The organism is Streptomyces phaeofaciens (genome assembly GCF_014648915.1).
Taxonomy (GTDB): domain Bacteria; phylum Actinomycetota; class Actinomycetes; order Streptomycetales; family Streptomycetaceae; genus Streptomyces; species Streptomyces phaeofaciens.
In genome coordinates this window covers 58,500-81,093 of the sequence record NZ_BMSA01000028.1, presented here as the reverse complement: position 1 = coordinate 81,093, position 22,594 = coordinate 58,500, and the positions used below count along the sequence as shown (strand labels likewise).

The 22,594-nt window shown below is 71.6% G+C and carries 18 protein-coding genes; 11 read left to right on the top strand and 7 right to left on the bottom strand.

Going from position 1 to position 22,594, the window contains the following annotated elements; all coding sequences use genetic code 11:
* Positions 1-103 precede the first annotated feature (103 nt).
* Complete coding sequence (locus IE275_RS35790) at positions 104-580, bottom strand: SRPBCC family protein (RefSeq protein ID WP_189716817.1); 477 nt, start codon at positions 578-580, stop codon at positions 104-106.
* 550 nt (positions 581-1,130) lie between these two features.
* Here IE275_RS35790 and IE275_RS35785 point away from each other — a divergent pair.
* The gene (locus tag IE275_RS35785; RefSeq protein ID WP_189716816.1) at positions 1,131-2,960 is read left to right on the top strand and encodes a glycoside hydrolase family 15 protein; all 1,830 of its coding nucleotides are present in this window, start codon (positions 1,131-1,133) and stop codon (positions 2,958-2,960) included.
* 172 nt (positions 2,961-3,132) lie between these two features.
* On the opposite strand, the gene ykgO is transcribed toward IE275_RS35785, so the two are convergent.
* Together ykgO and rpmG are read right to left on the bottom strand one after the other, a co-directional pair.
* Entirely contained in the window at positions 3,133-3,255 is a 123-nt protein-coding gene (ykgO, locus tag IE275_RS35780) for a type B 50S ribosomal protein L36 (RefSeq protein WP_189716815.1), read from the bottom strand.
* A 20-nt stretch (positions 3,256-3,275) separates the two neighbouring features.
* Positions 3,276-3,440, bottom strand: coding sequence for a 50S ribosomal protein L33 (gene rpmG / locus IE275_RS35775; protein ID WP_189716814.1), 165 nt, complete (start codon positions 3,438-3,440; stop codon positions 3,276-3,278).
* Positions 3,441-3,733: 293 nt separating this feature from the next.
* Here rpmG and IE275_RS35770 point away from each other — a divergent pair, with 293 nt between their 5' ends.
* Positions 3,734-4,150 (top strand): hypothetical protein, encoded by a 417-nt coding sequence (locus IE275_RS35770; RefSeq protein WP_189716813.1) that lies wholly within the window; start codon positions 3,734-3,736, stop codon positions 4,148-4,150.
* A 68-nt stretch (positions 4,151-4,218) separates the two neighbouring features.
* On the opposite strand, the gene IE275_RS35765 is transcribed toward IE275_RS35770, so the two are convergent.
* Positions 4,219-5,424, bottom strand: coding sequence for an MFS transporter (locus tag IE275_RS35765; protein ID WP_189716812.1), 1,206 nt, complete (start codon positions 5,422-5,424; stop codon positions 4,219-4,221).
* Between the two features lie 247 nt (positions 5,425-5,671).
* A complete protein-coding gene (locus IE275_RS35760; protein ID WP_189716811.1) occupies positions 5,672-5,857 on the bottom strand; it encodes a hypothetical protein in 186 nt (61 codons plus the stop codon).
* A 162-nt stretch (positions 5,858-6,019) separates the two neighbouring features.
* On the opposite strand from IE275_RS35760, the gene IE275_RS35755 reads away from it, so the two are divergent.
* Positions 6,020-6,721: a GNAT family N-acetyltransferase gene (locus tag IE275_RS35755; protein ID WP_189716810.1), complete on the top strand. Its 702-nt coding sequence runs from the start codon at positions 6,020-6,022 to the stop codon at positions 6,719-6,721.
* A gap of 108 nt (positions 6,722-6,829) precedes the next feature.
* Here the strand turns inward: IE275_RS35755 and IE275_RS35750 are convergent, their stop codons facing one another.
* Together IE275_RS35750 and mhpA are read right to left on the bottom strand one after the other, a co-directional pair.
* Positions 6,830-7,150, bottom strand: coding sequence for a sulfurtransferase TusA family protein (locus tag IE275_RS35750; protein WP_189716809.1), 321 nt, complete (start codon positions 7,148-7,150; stop codon positions 6,830-6,832).
* Positions 7,151-7,250: 100 nt separating this feature from the next.
* On the bottom strand, positions 7,251-8,912 hold the full coding sequence (gene mhpA, locus IE275_RS35745; protein WP_189716808.1) for a bifunctional 3-(3-hydroxy-phenyl)propionate/3-hydroxycinnamic acid hydroxylase MhpA: 1,662 nt from the start codon (positions 8,910-8,912) through the stop codon (positions 7,251-7,253).
* Between the two features lie 837 nt (positions 8,913-9,749).
* Here mhpA and IE275_RS35740 point away from each other — a divergent pair.
* The 8 genes from IE275_RS35740 to IE275_RS35705 all read left to right on the top strand — a co-directional run bounded on the left by IE275_RS35740 (position 9,750) and on the right by IE275_RS35705 (position 22,570).
* Entirely contained in the window at positions 9,750-10,523 is a 774-nt protein-coding gene (locus tag IE275_RS35740) for a polysaccharide deacetylase family protein (protein WP_189716807.1), read from the top strand.
* A gap of 231 nt (positions 10,524-10,754) precedes the next feature.
* Entirely contained in the window at positions 10,755-12,053 is a 1,299-nt protein-coding gene (locus IE275_RS35735) for an MFS transporter (RefSeq protein WP_189716806.1), read from the top strand.
* 189 nt (positions 12,054-12,242) lie between these two features.
* Positions 12,243-15,947 carry a nitrate reductase subunit alpha gene (locus IE275_RS35730; RefSeq protein ID WP_189716876.1) on the top strand — a complete coding sequence of 1,235 codons (3,705 nt, stop codon included), beginning with the start codon at positions 12,243-12,245 and terminating at the stop codon, positions 15,945-15,947.
* 1 nt (position 15,948) lies between these two features.
* Entirely contained in the window at positions 15,949-17,646 is a 1,698-nt protein-coding gene (gene narH, locus IE275_RS35725; protein ID WP_189716805.1) for a nitrate reductase subunit beta, read from the top strand.
* The gene (gene narJ / locus IE275_RS35720) at positions 17,643-18,287 is read left to right on the top strand and encodes a nitrate reductase molybdenum cofactor assembly chaperone (RefSeq protein ID WP_189716804.1); all 645 of its coding nucleotides are present in this window, start codon (positions 17,643-17,645) and stop codon (positions 18,285-18,287) included. Before narH ends, narJ begins: the two co-directional genes overlap by 4 nt.
* Positions 18,284-19,054 carry a respiratory nitrate reductase subunit gamma gene (gene narI / locus IE275_RS35715; RefSeq protein WP_189716803.1) on the top strand — a complete coding sequence of 257 codons (771 nt, stop codon included), beginning with the start codon at positions 18,284-18,286 and terminating at the stop codon, positions 19,052-19,054. Before narJ ends, narI begins: the two co-directional genes overlap by 4 nt.
* 193 nt (positions 19,055-19,247) lie before the next feature.
* The gene (locus IE275_RS35710) at positions 19,248-21,941 is read left to right on the top strand and encodes a bifunctional acetate--CoA ligase family protein/GNAT family N-acetyltransferase (protein ID WP_189716802.1); all 2,694 of its coding nucleotides are present in this window, start codon (positions 19,248-19,250) and stop codon (positions 21,939-21,941) included.
* A 131-nt stretch (positions 21,942-22,072) separates the two neighbouring features.
* On the top strand, positions 22,073-22,570 hold the full coding sequence (locus tag IE275_RS35705; RefSeq protein WP_189716801.1) for a flavodoxin domain-containing protein: 498 nt from the start codon (positions 22,073-22,075) through the stop codon (positions 22,568-22,570).
* Positions 22,571-22,594 lie beyond the last annotated feature (24 nt).

The following is a 22,594-nucleotide window of genomic DNA, read 5'->3' as shown; positions in this document are numbered from 1 at the left end:
GGCGCTTACGAGACCGAGTGGTTCCGGGCCGATGTACTGCCGGCAGTTGCACGGACGGGATTCGTACTGGAGCGGCTTCAGGCTCTGGTGGGAGAAGCCCCTCTCATCCGCTCCGGGTGTTCCGCGCGGTGGCCTCGGCGCTGCGGCTGTGCTCGCGTACCGCGATCCGGGCCAGCTTCGTCAGCATCATGCCGTTGCGGATCCTGACGACGTAGTCCACCGGGAGTCCATGCATCCGGATACCCGGACCCCGCAGGGGATGCCAGTCGAGAACGAAGAGGGTGTTCTCGCCCCAGGGGATCAAACGCATGGCGATGCGGGCGGCTCCGAAGGGATCGGCCTTCGCTTCCAGTTCCAGACGGCGTTGCGGCTCACAGATGCGTACGACACAGGTGTCGTCGAGGACCAGAGGACCGACGCCGACCCGGACGCGCAGTCGGGCACCCACGTCCGGCCAGTGCGCGTCCGCGGCGGTGACCTCCTGCGTCCCCGACACCCATTCCCCGTAGCGTCGGCCGTCGGACAGCAGGGCCCAGACCTCTGCCGGCGAGCTCAGGATCAATTGGCGATTCCGGGCCACACCGACCACGCTCCTTCGGGCAACTGGGACCGGCGCCCATGACCACACCGTCCGGCGTGGAACGCCGTCTCGACACTAGCCGCGCCGTACGCCCGCGGCACCGCGTGAGCGGTCAGGTCCGGGGCCCGCACGCCGCTGCCCGCAGCCGTCTCACCAGGCGTGATCACAGCGGTGATCGTGCCGTCCCTTCGGTCGGAGTCGAGACGTGTCGTCGTCCGACCGGGTGACTGCGGCCGGCGAACGCATCTTCGGCACGCGCTGGCCCGAGACCCTGCTTCGCGCCCACAGGGGGTGAGACGCGAGGGAGCCGGAGGAAACACCGTCTGCGCCGAGCGGCCCTCCCTTTTCACCGGAACGCATGACCGCCGGGGCGGCCGGATCGCACACCGTCACGGCCCCCGGAAGGGTGACAGACAAGCAGCCTGCCGGACGACCGCCCGGTGGGCAGGATCGCGGAGAAGAAGCTCGAAGGCGTCGCGAACGTCGTGATCACTCACTGCGCAGCAGGGCGGGCGCACGGCTGCTCACGACGCTGTGGAAACGAGGCGGCATGCACGATCCCGATCCACCGTTCCGGCCGGTCCGCCGACGGAACGGCTACCTGCCGCTGGAGGACCTCGGCCTCATCGGGGACGGCACAACCGCCGCGCTGGTCGGTCTGGACGGCTCCATCCCCTGGATGTGCCTGCCCCGGTTCGATGCCGAACCGCTGTTCTGCGGACTGCTGGATCAGGCGCGGGGCGGGCATTTCACCCTGGCGCCGGAGGATCTGGTGGAGGCGCGCCAGCGCTACGTCCCGGACACCGGCGTACTGACGACCGAGATGCGCAGTACCACCGGACTGGTGCGCGTCACCGACGCGCTGGCCCTGCGCTCGGGTGCCGATCTCACCGATGACACACCGGCCGACCGGTCCGAACTCGTGCGGTCGGCGGTCGTGCTGGACGGCACCGTACGCCTGCGAGTGGACATGGAGCCGCGCGGTGGCGCGCAGGCGAGCGCATTGTTCAGCGGGCTGGAGGTGCGACCCTCCCGGCGGCCGGATCTACGGCTCCACCTGCGGTCCAACCGTTCCCTGACGGGCCTGCACAGCACGCACGACCTGCGCCAGGGCGACCGCCTTGATCTCGTGCTGTCCTGGGGCCGCTTCCATCGTCACCACCGGCTCGACACCGACGCGATGCTGGAGAGAACCATCGGCGCATGGCACCGCTGGATGGCACACTTCGCCTACGCCGGCCCCGAAGAACTCCTGGTGAGGCGCGCCGCGCTGACATTGAAACTGTGCGACGACTGGACCAATGGATCGCTGGTCGCGGCCCCCACCTCCTCCCTGCCCGCGCCCATCGGCGGGATCCGCAACTGGGACTACCGCTATGCCTGGATCCGCGACGCGGCCTTCGCCGTGTTCGCCCTGCGCCGCATCGGCTTCCGGGGCGAGGCCGACGCCTTCCTCGGCTGGGTTCTCGACGCCTTCGAATACAGCCGACGGCCCCTGATCATGTACGACCTCCGGGGCGAACCGGTGCCCGACGAGGTCGAGGACGGCGAGCTGGAGGGCTACCGGCGCTCCAGCCCGGTGCGCTGGGGCAACGGCGCGGCCGACCAGCTCCAGCATGACGTCTACGGCGAGATCCTGGACTGCGCCGACCAGTGGCTGCTCTCCGGCGGTGAGATCCGGCCCGAGCTGTGGGCCGGCCTGAGCGAGCTGGCCGACACGGCGGAGAAGGCCTGGCGGCAGCCGGACCAAGGCATCTGGGAGGTGCGCAGCGAAGGCCGGACCTTCACCTACTCGGCCGGACTGTGCCATGTGGCTCTGGACCGGGCCGCGCGGATGGGCGAGCGGCTCGGGCTGCCGGGACGGATCGCTTCGTGGCGGGCCTCGGCCGACCAGCTGCGGCGGCTCATCCTGGAGCGGTCGTGGGACGAGGACGCGCAGACCCTGAGCGCACACCTGGACGGCGGCGGCGTCCTGGACGCCAGCCTGCTCGCGCTCCCGCTGCGCCGGGTGGTGCCGGTGGATCACCCGCGGATGGTGGCGACCGCCAAGGCCGTCGCGGAACGCCTGTCCGCGGGCGACGGACTCCTCTACCGCTACCTGCACGAGGAATCACCCGACGGGCTGTCCGGCGACGAGGGAGCCTTCGTGCTGTGCAGTTTCTGGCTGGTCGACAACCTGATCGGCCAGGGCCGGATCGAGGAGGCCGAACGGCTCTACGCCTCGCTCTGTGCCCGGGCGAGTCCGCTGGGGCTGCTGTCGGAGCAGATCGATCCGTCCACCGGAGAGTTCATGGGCAATTTCCCTCAGGCGTTCAGCCACATCGGGATCATCGCCAGTGGCGTGAACCTCGCCCGCGCCAGGACAGGAACGCCACGGTGATCCAGCGGTTCGCCGTCCTCGGCGCGCCAGGTGGCCCCACCGCGCGCCACCCGCTGTCGGCGTCGGCCGTCCCCGGACCGCGCGTGACGGCCCGGCGACCGGCCGTGGTCGACCGGCGGCGGCCCCGGCCCGCCGGCGTGCGGACCGGGGCCGTCGGACCTCTCCGCTCGTGTCAGCCCTGGCGGGCCTTGAAGCGGGGGTCCTTGCGATTGATGACGAAGGTGACGCCCTTGCGGCGGACGACCTGGGATCCGGGCTTGGCCTTCAGTGAGCGCAGCGAACTGCGGACCTTCATGGCGTTGTCCTCCTGTTCGTTCAGCGTTCCTCGCGGAACAGCACGTGACGGCCGACGACGTGGTCGTACTTGCGCAGTACGAGCCGGTCGGGGTCGTTGAAGCGGCTCTTGCGCGTCACATAGGTGACACCGGTCCCGGCCGTGGACCGCAGCTTGACGACAGGGCGTGAATCGGTGCGAGCCATGACGTCCTTCCTTGATCAGGGCTGACCCGTGCATGCCAGCCACGCGGTGCAACGCCGGATCCGGTCCGGGCATTCCCGAGGCCGCGCCCGGGCCCGCGGGCTGCGGTGCGCGAGGCCGGAGGGCGGCGTCTGCCCGCCCTCGCGGCGGCATGTACGGGCGGACAAGGGCCACCCGCGGCCGTGGGGGCGGTACCGCGTGAGTAGCCTGCCGTATCCGAGACCCGGAGCATGTTCGGCGATCAGACACGGTGAGGTGGTGGGGCGTGGGCCCGTCGTCATGGAGTGGCGAACTGGTGCGTGGGCTCAAGCCGTTGTCCCGGGTGGTCCTGTTCCTGGCCCTGTGCGGTCTCGCGCTGCCGTTGTGGTTCGCAGCGAGGAACACCTACCGGTTCTTCGACGGGCATCCGGCGAAGACGGAAGGGTACGTGCACTGCGAGTGGGTACGCCCATGCCGCGGCACGTGGCGTCTGCCCGATGGGCAGCGGGGCAGCGGCGAGATCGGCGGCCTGTCGTTCGCCGCCGATGAGGAGCAAGTGACGGACATATCGCTGTACGCGGGCCGGGACTGGGCCGTCACCGACCGCTCTGACCTGCTTGTCCGTGCGGCCTGCGAGCTCGCCGGCACGGCGATCGGTACGGTCCTCGTCCTGGCGATCGCCTGGAACAGCTCCTACGGCAGCGGCTCACGTGAAGAGGCGGATCGGTCCTGACCGTCGTTCTGCCCGCGTCCGGTGGGCACGCGGTCCCGCGCATCACGCCGGCCGACCGGCCGACGGCATCAGCGCGCCGTCGCGGGCTCGGTCCGACGGGCGAGGTAGAGCGCGACGGCCGCGGCGACGACGATCACGCACCCGACGAAGATCAGTCCGGCACCGCGCAGTCCCAGGGCCACCGCGAGCGCGCCGATCCCGACCACGGGCAGGGAGATGCCGACATAGGCGGCGACGAAGAGCGCGGAGATCGTCGCACCGCGCTGCTGGGCGGGGGCGACCCGGGAGACCTCGGCGACCGAGGCCCGGAACGACATCCCCTGCCCGATACCGGCGACGACGGCGCCCGCGACCAGCACCCCGAGCGACTCCACCAGCAGGGAGGAGCCGATCAGGACCAGGCCGCCGACCAGGACCGTACAGCCCAGCGGGAGGGCTCGGACCGGGCCGACACGGTCCATGAGCAGTTGGCCGGCCGTCGACGCCATGAACACCACGAGCACGATCGCACCGGCCACGGCCAGGTTGTCCACGCCCAGGTACTGCGCGGCGAACGACGGAGCGACCGCGGTGAACAGTCCCAGTACCGAGAAGCCGGCGAAGGAGGCCAGCGCGGCCGGCACGAACACCGGGCGGGTCTGTGACGGTACGACCATGCCCTGCGGGCGCAGGGCCGGCCGAGGCTCCGGGCGTTCCACGGACTCCGGCAGCACGGCGACCAGGAGCATGCCGACGGCCAGCAGGCCGAGATGGACCAGGTAGGGCAGCTTGAGCGGGTAGGGGGCGTACTCGGCGAGGATCCCGGACAGGAGCGCTCCGCAGCCCAGCCCGCCCATGTTCGCCGCGGTGGCGGCGAACGCGGCCTTCGATCGCTCGGCCGGTGCGGCCAGTTCGGTGACGGCGGCGGTTGCGGCCCCGCTGAGCAGCCCGGCCGCGAAACCCGACAGCAGCCGTCCCAGGAACAGCAGCACCAGTCCGTCCTCGAAGAGGAAACAGACCGCGGAGAGCACGGACAGCACCAGCGCGGCGAAGATCACCGGGCGGCGGCCCAGGACGTCCGAGAAGTTGCCCGCCACCAGCAGCGCGGCGATCACACCGACGGCGTAGACGGCGAAGATCACCGTGACCATGAAGGGCGAGAAGCCGATCTCCTCGCGATAGAGCACGTACAGCGGGGTGGGCAGCGTCGTGCCGGCCATGCCCACCGCGAACACCACCGCCGCGACGGCGTACCACGGGCGGTCGGACCTGACCTGAGGCTGGGATCTCGACATGCTTCCATCCCCCAGGGGTTGCTGAGCACCGTGCGGGAACCGTTCCGCCGTTACCTGAGCGAGGGCGGTCACGCGGGCGCGCGGCACTGCTTCGTGCCCTCTCGACGGCCGACGGACCACGTCACCATAGGCGGATTTCCCCCGCCATCTACGATTTTGACGGCGTGTCATGGCGAGAATGCCCGGTGCCGTGTCGGTGAGCCGACGGCCCGGGAAGGCGCCGCCCAGCTGTCTCACAGAGGTGGAGTCAGGCGCTGGTGTGCAGGTGGGCGGCCCACAGGGCGGGGGCGAGGGGCCGTCGGTCGCGCAGGGTGGTGTGCAGGGCGTGTGCGGCCCGGCCGGTGTCGATGCTCCCCTCGTCGTCGGTGAGATGGGTGTAGAAGGTGTCGGCGATGTCGGCGGCGGCCGCCGAGCACGAAGGAGGCGGGCCCACGCCTCCGCTCGCGCAGGGGACGGCTCGGCGGACGGCACCTGATGGCCCGTTGGCTATGATCACCGTTCCCCTGGGCCGGTAGAGGGGCGGGCCGGTCGAGCGCCGGGACGGTCGAGCGCCGGCGATGACGAACCGCGTACGACACGAGGGGACACCAAGACGGTGAACCGCGACGACCTGGTACTCGACGACCCGGTGGGCGAATCGCTCGGCAGCAGCCACGCACGGTTCGCCCGCCGGCTCGGCCGGGCCGCCACCTACCTGCCCGAGGTGGCGTCGTTCTCGACGGTGTCCGCCGAACCGGACGCGGCGGAATGGGCCGACCTCGCGGCGCTGTTGGGACCGGGCGAACTCGCCGACATGTTCAGCAACCCGGCCGCCCCGCCGTCCGACTGGAAGCCGGTCTTCCACCTGGAGGGACGCCAGCTGATCCTGTCCGCCGACGGCGTGCCGGATCACGCTGACGCCGAGACCGGACCGGCCGTGGTCGAGCTCGACGCGGACAGCGTGCCCGAGATGATCGACCTCGTCGCGCGCACCCGGCCGGGCCCGTTCTGGCCGCGCACCCACGAACTCGGCACCTACCTCGGCATCCGCGAGAACGGCACGCTGGTGGCCATGGCGGGGGAGCGGCTGCGTCCCCCGGGCTGGGCCGAGATCAGCGCCGTCTGCACCGCCCCGGAGGCCCGCGGGCGCGGCCTCGCCGCCCGTCTGATCAGGGCGCTCGTCGCCCGGATCCTGGAGCGCGGCGAACAGCCCTTCCTGCACGTGGCCGAGGCGAACACCGCCGCGATCGCGCTCTACGAGCGGCTCGGCTTCGAGACCCGCAGACAGGTGACCTTCCAGGGCTTCCGCACCCCGTGAGTCCGCACCCCGAGAGACGCGTGTCGCCCTGCCGGGGCTTCCCGCGGCGGTGAGCCGAACGTGGCAAGGGAGCCCGGACCGGCCCGCCCGGGCCGACGCCGGCCGGTCTCACCGGCCCTGAGGCTCCTGCGAACCGGCCCGGACCGGGTGCCACGGCGCGTCCGTGCGGGTGGCGCGGGCGCCGGCGGCGAGCCGGACGGCGTACATCTGCTGTCGGCCGGGGACGGGACCGACGTAGGTGTGGCCGGTCATGTGGCACCAGGCAGGCAGGTCGAGGGGCGCGGCGGGGTCGGTGGCGATCACGTGGACCAGCGTGCCCGGCCGTGCCCCGTCGATCCGCTTGACCAGACGGAGCAGAAGGGTGACGCAGAGCAGGCCGGTGCCGTCGACGGTCAGGTCGGGCCCGGCCTGTGGCGCAGCGGCGCTCATCGGTTCGTCGTGGCCGTGTCGGAGACGGGTTCCGGGTCCGCGTCCAGGTGGAGGCCGCGGGAGGTGACCGGGCGGGCGTTGCCGTCGGTGAGGCGATACGTCAGACCGACGACCGCGGCAGGGGGTGGCGGCGGGACTTCCCACGGATCAGTGCCCTGTACAGGTCTGCCGCGTGGTCGAGCTCGCGGATGTCCGGCATCGCGAACACGATGCGGTCCGGTCGTACGATCGCGAAGTCGCCGCCGTGTCGGCGGAAGAAGTCGAGCGCGTGGCCGTCGAGGTCCTCGACCGCGATGGTGCCGGCCTCGTGGCGTGCCCGGCGCCGGCCGGGTCGGCCGAGGGAGAGGTAGGGGGTGCCGAGAGTGTCCCAGAGCGCCCGACTCTCCGAGCTCAGGTGGACCTGTGGATCGAGATCGCGACCGATCAGGGCCCAGCCGCCGCCGATCAGGTCGTCGAGGGGCACCATCCGTCCCTCCGGTGTGCGGACCGTGGGCTGCGGGAACGCGTGTCCCGCGCCGGCGCGGCGTGGAGAAGTCTCGAACGCTCCGGACGAGTACCGAAGGTCGGGCTTGAACCGTCCTTCGGTGAAGTAGGGCAGGCGTGCCATCTTCGTCAGCATCACGTCCCGGACCGTGGCGACGCGGCGGTGGCGGGTCTGGACCAGGGCGCCGGAGAAGCGTGTCAGCCAGGTCATGCGCGTGACGTGGGGGCGTCGCTCGGTCTCGTAGCTGTCGAGCAACGACGGGTCGGCGTCGTCCGCGACGACGGCCGCGAGCTTCCAGGCCAGGTTGTGCGCGTCACGCAGGCCTGAGCCGAGTCCCTGCCCGGCGAAGGGCGGCATCAGGTGTGCCGCGTCGCCGGCGAGAAGCACACGGCCCGAGCGCCACCGGGCCGCGGTGCGGGCGTGGAAGGTGTAGACGATGTGCCGGAGGATGGTGATGCGGTCGGGGTCGACCCACGGGGAGACGAGCCGCCGTGCGTTCTCCAGCGTCGCGAACTCGGTCCGGTCCTCTCCCGGGAGAACCATGAACTCCCAGCGGTGGTGCGTTCCGGGCAGGGGCAGCGTCACGGCCGGACGGTCCGGGTCGCCGATGAACTGGAAGGACGTGACGTCTGTCAGCGGGGCCTCCAGTTTGGCGTCGACGACGAGCCACGGCTGTGCGTAGGTGGAGCCGGTGAACGCGATGCAGCGGAGGTTGCGGACGGTGCTTCGACCGCCGTCACAGGCCACGACGTAGCGCGCCCGGGTCGCCTTCTGCCGGCCGTGGGCGCCGCCGCGGGTCCACACCGTCACGCCGTCGTCGTCCTCGTGGAGCCCCTCGACGCGGACGCCCGTCCGGACGGCGACATGGGGGTACCGGGCGATCCCTTCGTGGAGCACTCGCTCGAGGTCGGGCTGGTAGAAGAACGCGAGCTTCGGGAACCCGTTGCGGCCTCCTCGGGGACGCATCGTCACCAGCGGGACGCTGCGTGCGGAGCGGAACTGCGTGCTCTGGCCCAGGTCGAGAAGCGGGAGCAGCTGATCGGCCAGGCCGGCCGCCTGGAAGACGCGGAGCACCTCGTCGTCGGTGGCGCCCGCGCGCGGCATGGAATGGGGTTTGACGTCGCGCTCGAACACGATCGTCCTGATCCCGGCCTGACCGAGCAGGTTCGCGACCATCGCGCCGACCGGCCCGTAACCCACGATCACGACATCGGTGCTCTCGGAGTCGCCGTCGCTCAGGGGTCCGGCATGCGACTCGGTGTGATCTTTCCTCAGCATGGACCGTTCTCTCGTTTGTCCCGGCATCGAGCCGGAAGGACGGAACTGCGGATGCGCGGCGCTGCTCGGGCCGCCCGGAGGGCCACTGCCGCGTGGTCGATGATTTCATCAATATTGAGGAGAAGTTTCAGTGCCGTCAAGGGCTGCCGCCGGAGGCGGGGGCTCGCGTGGGTGTGCGGAAGTGCTGCCGAGTCCGGCCGCCCGGCTGTCCGGGGGCTGTGCCGGCCATGGCGGCCGGACTCGGACGGGGGTGCGCGCGGGGTGGGTCAGCGGCCGAGGAAGACCGTCGCGCCGGCTGATCCGGCCAAGGTGGCCAGGAAGGTCAGCAGGCGGAGAAGTAACTCGCGCGCGGCACGGAGGCGAGGCGATGCCAGAAGGGAGAGGCGAGGCGGACCGGCAGTGGCGGCTGCCCCGTTGGCCGGATCCGGGCAGCCGCGTGGCCTCCCGTGGGGAGCCGGGAGGCGCGGCGGGCCCTGCCGCCCACGGGACGGCAGGGCCCCGTGAAGGGAAACCGTTCCCGGGGGGATCGGATCGGTGCCCGTCCGCACACCATGCATCAGAAACCAGCCACAGCGATAGATACCGGCCGGGATTGATCCATGTGGTCCGGGCAGCGGCGGCCGGGCCGGCCGCGGCAAGTCGACACGCCGCAGCGGGGGATGCCGGATCGGGCGCCGACCGGCCAGGTACGGCCGCTGCTCGCCGAGTTGTCGCCGAACGCCCCCGGAATTGTCCGTGATCGGTAACAGGCGCATCCCGTGGCAGCCGCCCCTCGTCCTGCCAGGTGGTCGGAAGGCGACCGAGGTCGGTGAGGAACTGCGGGAAAGCGGGGCGGACATGGCACGACACGGCGGCGGGCGCGGCTGGTACGGCAAGATGGTCGGGGCGGCACTCGGGGTGACGGTGCTGGCCGCCGGCGCCTCCGTGTGGACCGCGCAGGCCGGTGCCGTGGGCGGCTCGTCGCCTCAGGCCGGCGCGTCGGCCAAGCCGAGCGATGACGTCAAGGCGGTGGCGGTGACCATCGCGCACGCCTCGGACAAGGGGGCGCGCGGCGTCAACATCACCATCGACGACGGCCCCGACCCCGTCTGGACCCCTCAGGTGCTCGACGTGCTGCGGGAGTACGGGGTGAAGGCCACGTTCTGCATGGTGGGAACGCAGGCGCAGGCCCACCCGGACCTCGTGAAGAAGGTGGTCGCGGCCGGGCACAGGCTGTGCGACCACTCGGTGTCGCACGACACCACCATGGACAAGCAGTCCCAGGCCTACCAGTCGCAGCAGATACTCGACGCCGAACGTATGATCACCGAGGCCTCCGGGGGCGTACGGCCGATGTACTACCGCGCGCCGGGCGGGGCCTTCACCCCCTACAGCCGCAAGCTGGCCGCCTCCCGGGGCATGCGCCCGCTGGGCTGGAACGTGGACTCCAAGGACTTCGAGCGGCCGGGCACGGATGCCATCGTCGCCACCGTCGAGCGGGAGCTGCCCAACGGGCCGACGCTCCTCTTCCACGACGCCGGCGGCGACCGCTCCCAGACCGTCGAAGCCCTGCGCCGGATCCTCCCCTGGCTCAAGGAACAGGGCTACTCCTGCGGCTTCCCGGTGCGCTGAGCTCCGCTCCTCGGCGGTCGCCGAGTCCGAACCGGGGGCCACCTGTCCCTCGGTGGCGACCCCAGGCAGGGCCTGTCCGTCCCCCGGTAGGGACTGATGGCCCATACCGCCTTCGAGCCCCGCTGCACACAGTGGTGACGGGTGCCGTTCCGCCGACAGCGGGAGGGGCCTGTGGTGCGCCGGCGATCCCGGTGGCGCCGTACCACTATGAACAGGGAAGGGGCGGACGACATGGTCCAGCCGAGGGAGTCGGAGAGCGGCGGTTCACCGTCACGTGCGCCGGTGCCCCGCCAGGCCTGGCTGATGCTGGCCCTGGCCACCGTCGGGTTCGCCGTGAACTTCTGGGCGTGGGCGCTGCTCAGCCCGCTCGGTCCCCGGTTCAAGGACAGCCTCGACCTGTCGTCGTTCCAGCAGTCGTTGCTGGTGGCGGTGCCCGTCGTGGTCGGCTCACTGGGCCGTGTCCCGGTCGGCGCCCTGACCGACAGGCTCGGCGGACGGGTCATGTTCCCGATCGTGTCGGCGGTCACCGTCGTGCCGGTCCTCTACCTCGGCCTGGCCGGTCACACCTCACTGACGGCCCTGCTGGTCGGGGGGTTCTTCCTCGGTATCGCCGGCACCGCCTTCGCGGTCGGCGTCCCCTTCGTGAACGCCTGGTTCCCGCCCGAACGGCGCGGCCTCGCGATCGGCGTCTTCGGCGCGGGAATGGGCGGCACCGCGATCAGCGCCCTGACCACGGTGAAGCTGGTCGACGCGAACAGCATGTCGACCCCGTTCCTGATCACCGCCGCGGTCCTGGCCGTGTACGCCTTGGCCGCCGTGCTGCTGCTGCGGGACGCGCCCGGACGCATCGTGCCGACCGAACCGCTGGCCCGTCGGCTGGACGCCACCGCCCGCCTGGGCATCACCTGGCAGGCAGCAGCCCTGTACGCCGTGGCCTTCGGCGGCTACGTCGCCTTCTCCGTCTACCTGCCCACCTACCTCAAGACCGGATACGGCCTCACCCAGACCGACGCCGCGAACCGGATGGCGGGGTTCGTGCTGCTGGCGGTGGCGATGCGCCCGATCGGTGGCTGGCTGTCCGACCGCCTGGGACCGGTCCGGGTGCTCGCCGGCGCGCTGGCCGTGGTCGTGGCCGGGGCGGTGACCCAGTCGTTCACCCCGGCGCTGGCACCGATGGGCACCATCGCCTTCCTCGCCATGGCCGCCGCGCTCGGCGCGGCCAGCGGGGCGACCTTCGCCCTGGTGGCGCTGATGACCCCGGCCGGCCAGGTCGGCTCCGTCACCGGCGTCGTGGGCGCCGCGGGTGGACTGGGCGGCTTCCTGCCGCCGCTCGTCATGGGCTCGCTGTACGGCGCGTACGGAACCTACGCAGCCGGTCTCGCCCTGCTCGCGGTGGTGGCCGCCGCGGCACTGGTCTTCACCCTCACCCGGGTCCGTACCGCGGTCGAAAGCCGCGAGCGCGAGCCGCGCACCGGCCGTCGGCGCGGCCGTCAGCGTGGGCGCCACACCACCGCGGGTACCACGGCCTGACGGCACACGGACCTGACCGACGACGCGCCACGAGCAGGTGTCGCCCATGGCGCGGCTGTCGACCCCTGAGGAGCCCGCGGCCGTAGAGTCGGCCGTGGCCGAATTCGTTCACGACCTCGAACGGGCCCGCACGCCCGGGAGCGGAGCGTTGCGGTGACCACGGACAGCCCGGACCGGGCACGAGCAGGCATGGACGGTGAACTGGCCGAGGCGCTGGTACGCAGCCGGCGCTACTTCACCCGTGCGGAGGTCTCCGAGGACCTGCGCACCCTGCACCGCAAGGGCGGCCGGCAGGCGGACGCGTTCTACCGGGACCGCTGGTCGCACGACAAGGTGGTGCGTTCCACGCACGGCGTGAACTGCACCGGTTCGTGTTCCTGGAAGGTGTACGTCAGGGACGGGATCATCACCTGGGAGGCGCAGCAGACCGATTACCCGTCGGTCGGCCCGGACCGTCCCGAGTACGAGCCGCGCGGCTGCCCGCGCGGGGCGGCCTTCTCCTGGTACACCTACTCGCCCACCCGGGTGCGCTACCCGTACGTACGCGGCGTGCTGTTGCAGATGTACCGGGAGGCGAAGGCCCGCCTGGGGGACCCGGTGGCGGCGTGGGCGGACATCGTCTCCGACCCGGAGCGCGCACGCCGCTACAAGAACGCACGCGGCAAGGGCGGCCTGGTGCGCGCGAGCTGGGACGAGGCGGTGGAGATGGTCGCCGCCGCGCATGTGCACACGATCAAGGAGTACGGCCCGGACCGGCTGGCCGGGTTCTCGCCGATCCCCGCGATGTCGATGGTGTCCCACGCCGCGGGCGCCCGCTTCTACTCGCTGCTGGGCGGCGTGATGCTGTCCTTCTACGACTGGTACGCCGATCTGCCGGTCGCCTCCCCGCAGGTCTTCGGCGACCAGACCGACGTACCGGAGTCCGGGGACTGGTGGGACGCCGGCTATCTGATCATGTGGGGTTCGAATCTGCCGGTGACCCGTACCCCGGACGCGCACTGGATGGCGGAAGCCCGCTACCGCGGCCAGAAGGTCGTCGCCGTGTCGCCGGACTACGCGGACAACGTGAAGTTCGCCGACGAGTGGCTCGCGGTCCAGCCGGGCACCGACGGAGCGCTGGCGATGGCCATGGGGCACGTGATCCTGAAGGAGTTCTTCGTCGACCGGCCCACCCCGTACTTCACCGACTACGTGAAGAAGTACACGGACCTCCCGTTCCTGGTCACTCTCGACGAGGCCGAGGGCGACGACGAGGCCGAGGGCGAGCCGGGCACCTACCGGCCGGGCAAGTTCCTGACCGCCGCCGATCTCGGGGGCGAACACGCCGAGAGCGAGCACGCGCAGTTCCGGACCGTACTGCTGGACGCGGCCGACCGACGGCCGGTGGTACCGAACGGCACCCTCGGCGACCGCTACGGCGAGGCAGGCGCCGGCAAGTGGAACCTGGACCTCGGTGACACGCGCCCCCTCCTGTCGGTCGAGGGGGGCGGCGAGGCCCCGGTCGCCGTCGAGCTGCCCCGCTTCGACGCCCCCGACGGCAGCGCGGACCGGCTGCGGCGCGGCGTCCCCGTCCACCGGATCGCCGGGCGCCTGGTGACCACGGTGTACGACCTGCTGCTCGCCCAGTACGGGGTGGCCCGCGACGGGCTGCCCGGCCGGTGGCCCACGGGCTACGACGACGCGACCGAGCCGTACACCCCGGCCTGGCAGGCGGCCGTCACCGGAGTGGACGCGGGGAAGGCGACGCGGATCGCGCGCGAGTTCGCGGCCAACGCCGAGGAGTCCGGCGGCCGTTCGATGATCATCATGGGGGCGGGGACCAACCACTGGTTCCACTCCGACACCATCTACCGGGCGTTCCTGACCCTGACGACGCTGACCGGCTGTCAGGGCGTCAACGGCGGCGGCTGGGCCCACTACGTCGGCCAGGAGAAGGTCCGCCCCATCACCGGCTACTCGGCGATCGCGACGGCGGCGGACTGGAACCGGCCGGCCCGGCTGATGATCCAGACCGCGTACTGGTACCTGCACAGCGACCAGTTCCGCTACGACCCCTTCTCCGCCGACACCCTCGCGGCGGACGGCCGCGGTACGGGCCCGTTCACCGGGAAGACCACGGCCGACGTCATCGCGCAGTCCGCGCGCATGGGATGGATGCCGGCCTACCCGACCTTCGACCGCAACCCCCTCGACCTCGCCGACGAGGCCGCCGCCGCGGACCGCCCCGTCGCCGAACACGTCGTGGACGAACTCAAGGCGGGGCGGCTGCGGTTCGCGGGGGAGGACCCCGACGCCCCGGAGAACTTCCCGCGGGTGCTGACGGTGTGGCGGGCCAACCTGCTGGGCTCTTCCGCCAAGGGCAACGAGTACTTCCTCAGGCACCTGCTCGGCGCCGACTCCTCCGTGCGGGCCGCCGAGGCGCCGCCGGAGGCCCGGCCGAAGGACGTGGTGTGGCGGGAGGAGGCTCCCGAGGGCAAGCTCGACCTGCTGCTGACGCTGGACTTCCGGATGACCAGCACCACCATCTACTCGGACGTGGTGCTCCCGGCCGCGACCTGGTACGAGAAACACGATCTGTCCAGTACGGACATGCACCCGTTCGTGCACGCCTTCAACCCGGCGATCGCCCCGCCGTGGCAGACCCGCACCGACTGGGACGCCTTCCACACCCTCGCCGCGGAGTTCAGCAGACAGGCCGTCGGCCGGCTCGGCGTCCGTACGGACGTGGTCGCCGCGCCCCTGCTGCACGACACCCCCGACGAACTCGCCAACCCGCACGGCCGGGTACGGGACTGGAAGGCGGGGGAGTGCGAGCCGGTGCCGGGACGCACCATGCCGAAACTCGTCACCGTCGAGCGTGACTACACCGCCGTCGCCGACAAGATGGGCGCCCTCGGTCCCCTGCTCGACACTCTGGGCGCCACCACCAAGGGCGTCACCTTCCACGTCGACCAGGAGCTGGACCACCTCCGGCACAAGAACGGCGTCGTACGCGGGGGAGCAGCCGACGGGCGCCCCTCGATCGCCCGGGACACCGATGCCTGCGAGGCGATCCTGGCGCTGTCCGGCACCACCAACGGACACCTCGCCACCCAGGGTTTCCGCACCCTCGAAGCGCGCACCGGCAGACAGCTCGCGGACCTGGCGGCCGAGCACGAGGGCAAGCGGATCACCTTCGCCGACACCCAGGCCGCACCCGTGCCCGTGATCACCTCCCCGGAGTGGTCGGGGTCGGAGACGGGCGGCCGCCGCTACTCACCTTTCACGGTCAACGTCGAGCGCCTCAAGCCCTGGCACACCCTCACCGGCCGTCAGCACTTCTACCTCGACCACGACTGGATGACCGCACTCGGCGAACAGCTCCCGGTCTACCGGCCCCCGCTGAACATGCACGCGCTCTTCGACGAGCCGCGGATCGGTGAGACCGGCGAACTCGGCGTCACGGTGCGCTACCTCACCCCGCACAACAAGTGGTCCATCCATTCCGAGTACCAGGACAACCTGCTCATGCTCTCCCTGTCCCGGGGCGGCCCCACGATCTGGATGAGCACCCAGGACGCGGCGAAGATCGACGTGGACGACAACGACTGGGTCGAGGCGGTCAACCGCAACGGAGTGGTCGCCGCCCGCGCGGTCGTCTCCCACCGCATGCCGCAGGGCACGGTGTACATGCACCACGCCCAGGACCGGCTGATCGACGTGCCCCGCACCGAGACCACGGGCCGGCGCGGCGGCATCCACAACTCGCTGACCCGTCTGCTGGTCAAACCCAGCCATCTCATCGGGGGATACGCGCAGTTGTCGTACGCCTTCAACTACCTGGGCCCGACCGGGAACCAGCGCGACGAGGTCACCGTCGTCCGCCGCCGCACCGACCAGGACGTGGAGTACTGACATGCCCCGTGGCGAAGCCGGCATCGGACGCGTGATGGCCCAGATGGCGATGGTGATGAACCTCGACAAGTGCATCGGCTGCCACACGTGCTCCGTCACCTGCAAGCAGGCGTGGACCAACCGCACCGGCGTGGAGTACGTGTGGTTCAACAACGTCGAGACCCGCCCCGGCCAGGGCTACCCGCGCCGCTACGAGGACCAGGACACCTGGAAGGGCGGCTGGGAGCTGAACAGGAAGGGCCGGCTCACGCTGAAGGCGGGCGGCCGGTTCAAGAAGCTTGTCCAGATCTTCTCCAACCCGGTGCTGCCCTCCCTCGACGACTACTACGAGCCCTGGACGTACGACTACGAGACCCTCACCAACGCCCCGCTCCAGGAACACACCCCGGTCGCCCGCCCCAAGTCCCTGATCTCCGGCAAGGACATGAAGATCTCCTGGTCCGCGAACTGGGACGACGACCTCGCCGGCTCCGCCGCGACCGGCGAGAAGGACGTCCTGCTGAACCAGGTCTCGGAGAAGATCAAGCTCGAGTTCGAGCAGACCTTCATGTTCTACCTGCCGCGCATCTGCGAGCACTGCCTCAACCCGTCCTGCGCGGCCTCCTGCCCCTCCGGCGCCATCTACAAGCGCACCGAGGACGGCATCGTGCTGGTCGACCAGGACCGCTGCCGGGGCTGGCGGATGTGCGTGACCGGATGCCCGTACAAGAAGGTGTACTTCAACCATCGCACCGGCAAGGCCGAGAAGTGCACCTTCTGCTTCCCGCGCGTCGAGGTCGGCCTGCCCACCGTCTGCTCGGAGACCTGCGTCGGCCGGCTGCGCTACATCGGGCTCGTCCTGTACGACGCCGACCGCGTCCTCGAAGCCGCCTCCACCACCGACGAGAAGGATCTCTACGAGGCCCAGCGGCAGGTGTTCCTCGACCCGAACAGCCCGGACGTCATCGCCGCGGCCGAACGGGAAGGCATCCCCCGGGACTGGATCGAGGCTGCCCGGCGCTCCCCGGTCCACGCCCTGATCAGCACGTACAAGATGGCCCTGCCGCTGCATCCGGAGTACCGCACGCTGCCCATGGTCTGGTACATCCCGCCGCTGTCCCCGGTGGTCGACGCCGTCCGTGACACCGGTCGTGACGCCGAGGACCACCGCAACCTGTTCGCCGCCGTGGACGCCCTGCGCATCCCCGTCGACTACCTCGCCCAGCTGTTCACCGCCGGCGACCCGGCTCCCGTCGACGCCGTGCTGCGCCGCCTGGCCGCCATGCGGGCCTACATGCGCGACATCAACCTCGGCCGTGAACCCGATGCGTCGATCCCCCGCGAGGTCGGCATGAGTGAGGAGCAGATGTACGACATGTACCGGCTGCTGGCCCTGGCCAAGTACGACGAGCGGTACGTCATCCCGCCCGCGCACGCCGAACAGGCCCACCAGCTCGAAGAACTGGCCACCGAATGCAGTCTCGACTACGAGGGCGGCCCCGGCATGGGCGGGTCCGGGCCCTTCGGCGAGACCTCCGGCGGGGCCGTCCCGATCGCGGTGGAGAACTACCGGGCACTGCGGGACCGCCAGACCTCCGACACGTCGGCCGCCCCCACCGACAAGGCCACCCGCGTCAACCTCCTCGACTGGGACGGCAGGGGCAGACCCCCAGGCCTCTTCCCGCCCGGCGAGACCGACGACGAAGGACCGGCGTCGTGAAGCGCCCCGCCGACAGCCGCACCAGCCTGGCCTGGCAGATCCAGTCGCTGCTGCTGGCCTATCCCGACGAGCGGTTCCCCGAACACCTCACCCTGGCCCGCAGGGTCGCCGACACCCAGCCCGGGCCGGTGGGAGATCCCCTCCTCCGCTTCGCCGAGCGGGCCGGCCGCACTCCGCTGCCGGAACTGGCCGCCGACTACGTCGCCACCTTCGACCACCGCAAACGCTGCTGCCTCTATCTGACCTACTACGCCCACGGCGACACCCGGAAGCGCGGTATGGCCCTGCTGCGGCTGAAGCAGACCTATGCCGAGGCCGGCCGGCGGCTGAGCGACGACGAACTGCCCGACCACCTGGCCGTCGTCCTCGAATTCGCCGCCACGGAACCGGCCCCCGGAGCGCGTCTGCTCACCGAGCACCGCGCCGGCCTGGAACTGCTGCGCCTGGCACTGAACGACGACGACTCGCCCTGGGCGCCGGTGCTGGACTCCGTCTCCGCCACCCTGCCCCGGCTCGCGGGCGGCGACCGCGAGGCCGTCATGCGCCTCGCCGCCCAGGGACCACCCGGAGAACAGGTCGGCCTCGACCCGTACGCGTCCCCGGTGTTCCTGCCCGACCCCGTCGTAGGAGGCCTACGATGACCGCACCCGCGCGGCCCGTCACCCTGGCGGTGGACACGGGCACCGGCGGCATCCTGCTGTGGGTCGTCCTGCCCTACGTCTGTCTCGCGGTGTTCGTCCTCGGCCACGTCTGGCGCTACCGCTACGACAAGTTCGGCTGGACCACCCGCTCCTCGCAGCTGTACGAACGGCGACTCCTGCGCATCGGCAGCCCCCTGTTCCACTTCGGCATCCTCGTCGTGCTGCTCGGCCACATCGGCGGCCTGGTGATCCCCAAGAGCTGGACGGAGGCGGTCGGCGTCGGTGAGCACACGTACCACGTCGGCGCTGTCGTCCTCGGCACGGTCGCGGGCGTCGCCACGCTCGGCGGCCTGGCCGTCCTGATCTACCGGCGCCGTACCGTCGGCCCGGTCTTCTCCGCCACCACACGCAACGACAAGGCCATGTACGTCTTCCTGGCACTGACCATCGTGTTGGGCCTGTCCGCCACCGTGGCCGCGAACGCCGTCGGCGGGGGATACGACTACCGCGAGACCATCTCCCCGTGGTTCCGCTCCCTCTTCTACCTCCAGCCCGACCCGGAACCGATGACCGGTGCCCCGATCCTGTTCCAGCTGCACGCGATCAGCGCCCTGCTGCTGTTCGCCTTCTGGCCGTTCACCCGGCTCGTCCACATGCTCACCGCACCGCTGGGCTATCTGACCCGGCCGTACATCGTCTACCGCAGCCGCGACCCCCGGCTCGCCGCGCGGGAGCCACGACGCGGCTGGGAACGGACGGGATCATGACCAACGTCCACGACCCTTCCTCGCAGCAACCTTGACCGACCCGGGCGGACAGGGCGCCGCGCGGGGGAGACCGGGCCGGTCGGCCGTCGTACGGGGGCCGACCGGCCCCGATCCGCCCCCGTGCAGCCCATGGGATCCGCCCTCGTTCCGACGGACGATCGAAGGGAAGCCGGCGACGGAGGAGAGACCTGCGATGACGGACGACCTGATCGACGGCCCCTCGGTCCACGCCCTGCTCGCGGACGGCACCACCGTGTCCATACGGCCGGTGCTGCCGAGCGATCACGCCCCGTTGCGGCGGCTCTACGAGGAGATGTCGCCCGAGAACCTCCGCCTGCGATTCTTCGCCGCCGGCCGGCGCTCGGCCGTCATGGCAGCCGACCGGGCCTGTGCGCCGGCCCGCCCGGGCTACCGGGCCCTGCTGGCGGAGACGGACGGCCGGGTGATCGGACTCGCCGAGTACGACACCGGCGGGGAGAAGGACGGCGCGGAGATCTCCGTCGCCGTCGCCGACGGCCTGCACCACCGCGGTGTGGGCACCCTGCTCGTCGAGCATCTGATCTCGTCGGCGCGGACGGAGGGCATCACCACTTTCACGGCCGACGCGCTCAGCGAGAACCACGAGGTGCTCCGCCTCTTCGCCGACCTGGGCCTGCGCACCTCCCGTCGCTTCGAGGGCCCGGAGGTCCGCTGCACGGTCCACCTCGACCAGGACGACACCTACCTGTCGGCCGTCGAGGCCCGGGGCAGCTCAGCCGACGTGGCCAGCCTGCTGCCCCTGCTGCGTCCGGACGCCGTCGCCGTGGTCGGCGCCGGACGCACGCCCGGTTCGGTCGGCCGGGCGATCCTGCGCCATCTGCGCTCGGGCGGCTTCACCCGGCGCCTCTTCGCCGTGAACCCCGGCGTCACGTCGATTCTCGGAGTGCCGTCCTACCCGTCCGTCGCCGCCCTGCCCAAGACGCCCGACCTCGTGATCGTCGCCGTACCGGCCGCCGCGGTCGCGGCCGTCGCCGACGAGTGCGGCAGGGCCGGGGTGCGCGCCCTCGTCGTGGCCACCGCCGGGCTCGACCACACCCAGGCACGGGCGCTGCTGACGACCTGCCGCGTCCACGGCATTCGGCTCGTGGGCCCCAACTGCCTCGGCATCTCGAACACCGACCCGGAACTTAACCTCGACGGGACCTTCGCCGCCGAACACCCGCGCCCCGGGACGGCCGGAGTCGCCGTACAGTCCGGCGGGATCGGTATCGCGCTGCTCGACGGACTGTCCCGGCTGGGCATCGGCGTGTCGTCCTTCGCCTCCCTCGGCGACAAGTACGACGTCAGCGGCAACGACATGCTCCAGTGGTGGGAGAGCGACGGGCGCACCGAACTCGCCCTGCTGCACCTGGAGTCCTTCGGCAACCCGCGCGCCTTCTCCCGCACCGCCCGGCGCGTCACCCGCCGCATCCCGGTGCTGACCGTCGACGCGGGCCGCACCGAGGCGGGCCGCAAGGCCGCCGCCTCGCACACCGCGGCCGCCGCCACCCGCACCATGACCCGTGGCGCGCTGTTCACCCAGGCCGGCATCACCGCGACCCGCTCGGTCGGCGAACTCCTCGAAACCGCGGCCCTGCTGCATTCCCAGCCGCTGCCGGAAGGCAGCCGCGTCGCGATCGTCACCAACGCGGGCGGCGCCGGAGTCCTCACCGCCGACGCCTGCGCGGAGGCGGGACTCGCCCTGCCCCCGTTCAGCCCCGCCACGGTCGACGACCTCCTCGCCGTACTGCCGGACGGCGCCGCCATCGGCAACCCGGTCGACGCGACCGCCGCGGTGTCCGAGAGGCAGCTGACGGAGTGCGTCGACCGCCTCATCCGCTGCCCCGGCATCGACGCCGTCATCGTCGCCCTCGTACCCACGGCGGTCGCGGCCGCCACCGGTGACGACCTGGTGCGTGCCCTCACCGCGGCGTCCGCACGGCGGGCACGGCCCGTGCTCGCCGTACGTCTGGAGCAGGACGCGTCCGTCCGGCTGCTGCCCGCCGGGGGCGGCGGCATGATCCCCTCCTACGCCGAACCCCAGGCGGCGGCCCGCGCACTCGCGCACGCCGCGCGGCGTGCCGCCTGGCTCTTCCGGCCCGCCGGCGTCGTCCCCGACCTCGACGGCATCGAGACCCGGCGGGCCCGTACGGTCGTGGCGGAGTACCTGGCCGAGAACCCCGACGGCGGCTGGCCCGACCCGCGGAGCTGCGCCGATCTGCTGGCCTGCTACGGCATCCCGCAGATCCCGTGGACCTGGGCCGAGACCGAGGACGACGCCGTCCTCGCCGCCGAGCGGTTGCGCGGCCACGACGGGCGCGTGGTGATGAAGGCCCACTGGCCCGGGCTCCTGCACAAGACCCGGCAGCGCGCCGTCCACCTCGACCTGCGCGGCGACGCCCAGGTGCGGGCCGCGTTCCGCGATCTGGCGACCCGTTTCGCGGAACTGATGACCGGCGTGGTCCTGCAACCGCTCGCCGCCCGAGGCACCGAACTGTTCGCGGGCGTCGTCCAGGACGAGGTCTTCGGCCCGCTCGTGCTGTTCGGCCTCGGCGGCACGGCGACCGAGGTACTGGCCGACCACGCCGCCCGCCTCGCCCCCCTCACCGACGGTGACGTGCACGAACTGATCACCTCGCCGAGGTGCGCCCCGCTGCTGCTGGGCGCGAACGCAAGCGCCCCCGTCGACGTCGAAGACCTGGAACAGCTGCTCCTGCGGCTGTCCCGGATGGCGGCGGACCTGCCGCAACTCGCCGAGGCCGACTTCAACCCCGTCCTGGCGACACCGGGCGGCGTCACCGTGCTCGACGCGCGGGTGCGTCTGCTGCCACGCCGTCCCCAGGACCCGTATCTGCGCCGGCTGCGCTGAGGAGGGAACGGCCATGCGGCACGACAAAAGGCGGGCTCCGTGACGATCGTGGAGGTCGTCCGTGCCGAGGAACAAGCCCTGCACGGCGTGGCCGCCGACCGGCCGCGCCGAGTGAAAGGAGGCGAACCGCGATGACCGGCACTGTGTTGGTCACCTACGGAACGACGAACGGATCGACGGCACGGATCGCCGAAGCCGTCGCCGACGTCCTGCGCAAGGACGGCCTGACCGTGGAATCGCTCCCGGCCCGGTCCGTGACGAGCGTGACGCCGTACGACGCCGTGGTGGTCGGCGGCGGGCTCTACGCGGGACGCTGGCACAAGGACGCGCGGCGCTTCGTCCGCCGTCACCGCCCCGAACTCGCCAAGCGGCCGGTCTGGTTCTTCAGCAGCGGCCCGCTCGACGCCACTGTCTCCGAGCGCGACATCCCGCCCGTGCGCGGCGTGCGACGAGCCATGACCCGCCTGGAGGTCCGGGAGCACGTCACCTTCGGAGGATGCCTGCAAGAGGGTGCCAAGGGACGAGTCGCCGGGATGATCCTCCGCTCCGGGAAGGGCGGCGACTTCAGGGACTTCGGCGCGATCGAGACGTGGGCGGAAGGTGTCGCCGATGTCCTGACGCGTACTTAGGATGAGGCGGTCTTCCGGGGCCGG

Coding starts and splice junctions, on each gene's coding strand:
- ykgO (WP_189716815.1), bottom strand. CDS start 3,255: ATGAAGGTCCGCAGTTCGCTGCGCTCACTGAAGGCCAAGCCCGGATCC.
- narI (WP_189716803.1), top strand. CDS start 18,284: ATGACCGCACCCGCGCGGCCCGTCACCCTGGCGGTGGACACGGGCACC.
- mhpA (WP_189716808.1), bottom strand. CDS start 8,912: ATGCTGAGGAAAGATCACACCGAGTCGCATGCCGGACCCCTGAGCGAC.
- narH (WP_189716805.1), top strand. CDS start 15,949: ATGCCCCGTGGCGAAGCCGGCATCGGACGCGTGATGGCCCAGATGGCG.
- IE275_RS35730 (WP_189716876.1), top strand. CDS start 12,243: ATGGACGGTGAACTGGCCGAGGCGCTGGTACGCAGCCGGCGCTACTTC.
- IE275_RS35705 (WP_189716801.1), top strand. CDS start 22,073: ATGACCGGCACTGTGTTGGTCACCTACGGAACGACGAACGGATCGACG.
- IE275_RS35750 (WP_189716809.1), bottom strand. CDS start 7,150: ATGAGCGCCGCTGCGCCACAGGCCGGGCCCGACCTGACCGTCGACGGC.
- IE275_RS35765 (WP_189716812.1), bottom strand. CDS start 5,424: ATGTCGAGATCCCAGCCTCAGGTCAGGTCCGACCGCCCGTGGTACGCC.
- IE275_RS35785 (WP_189716816.1), top strand. CDS start 1,131: ATGCACGATCCCGATCCACCGTTCCGGCCGGTCCGCCGACGGAACGGC.
- IE275_RS35735 (WP_189716806.1), top strand. CDS start 10,755: ATGGTCCAGCCGAGGGAGTCGGAGAGCGGCGGTTCACCGTCACGTGCG.
- IE275_RS35710 (WP_189716802.1), top strand. CDS start 19,248: ATGACGGACGACCTGATCGACGGCCCCTCGGTCCACGCCCTGCTCGCG.
- rpmG (WP_189716814.1), bottom strand. CDS start 3,440: ATGGCTCGCACCGATTCACGCCCTGTCGTCAAGCTGCGGTCCACGGCC.
- IE275_RS35740 (WP_189716807.1), top strand. CDS start 9,750: ATGGCACGACACGGCGGCGGGCGCGGCTGGTACGGCAAGATGGTCGGG.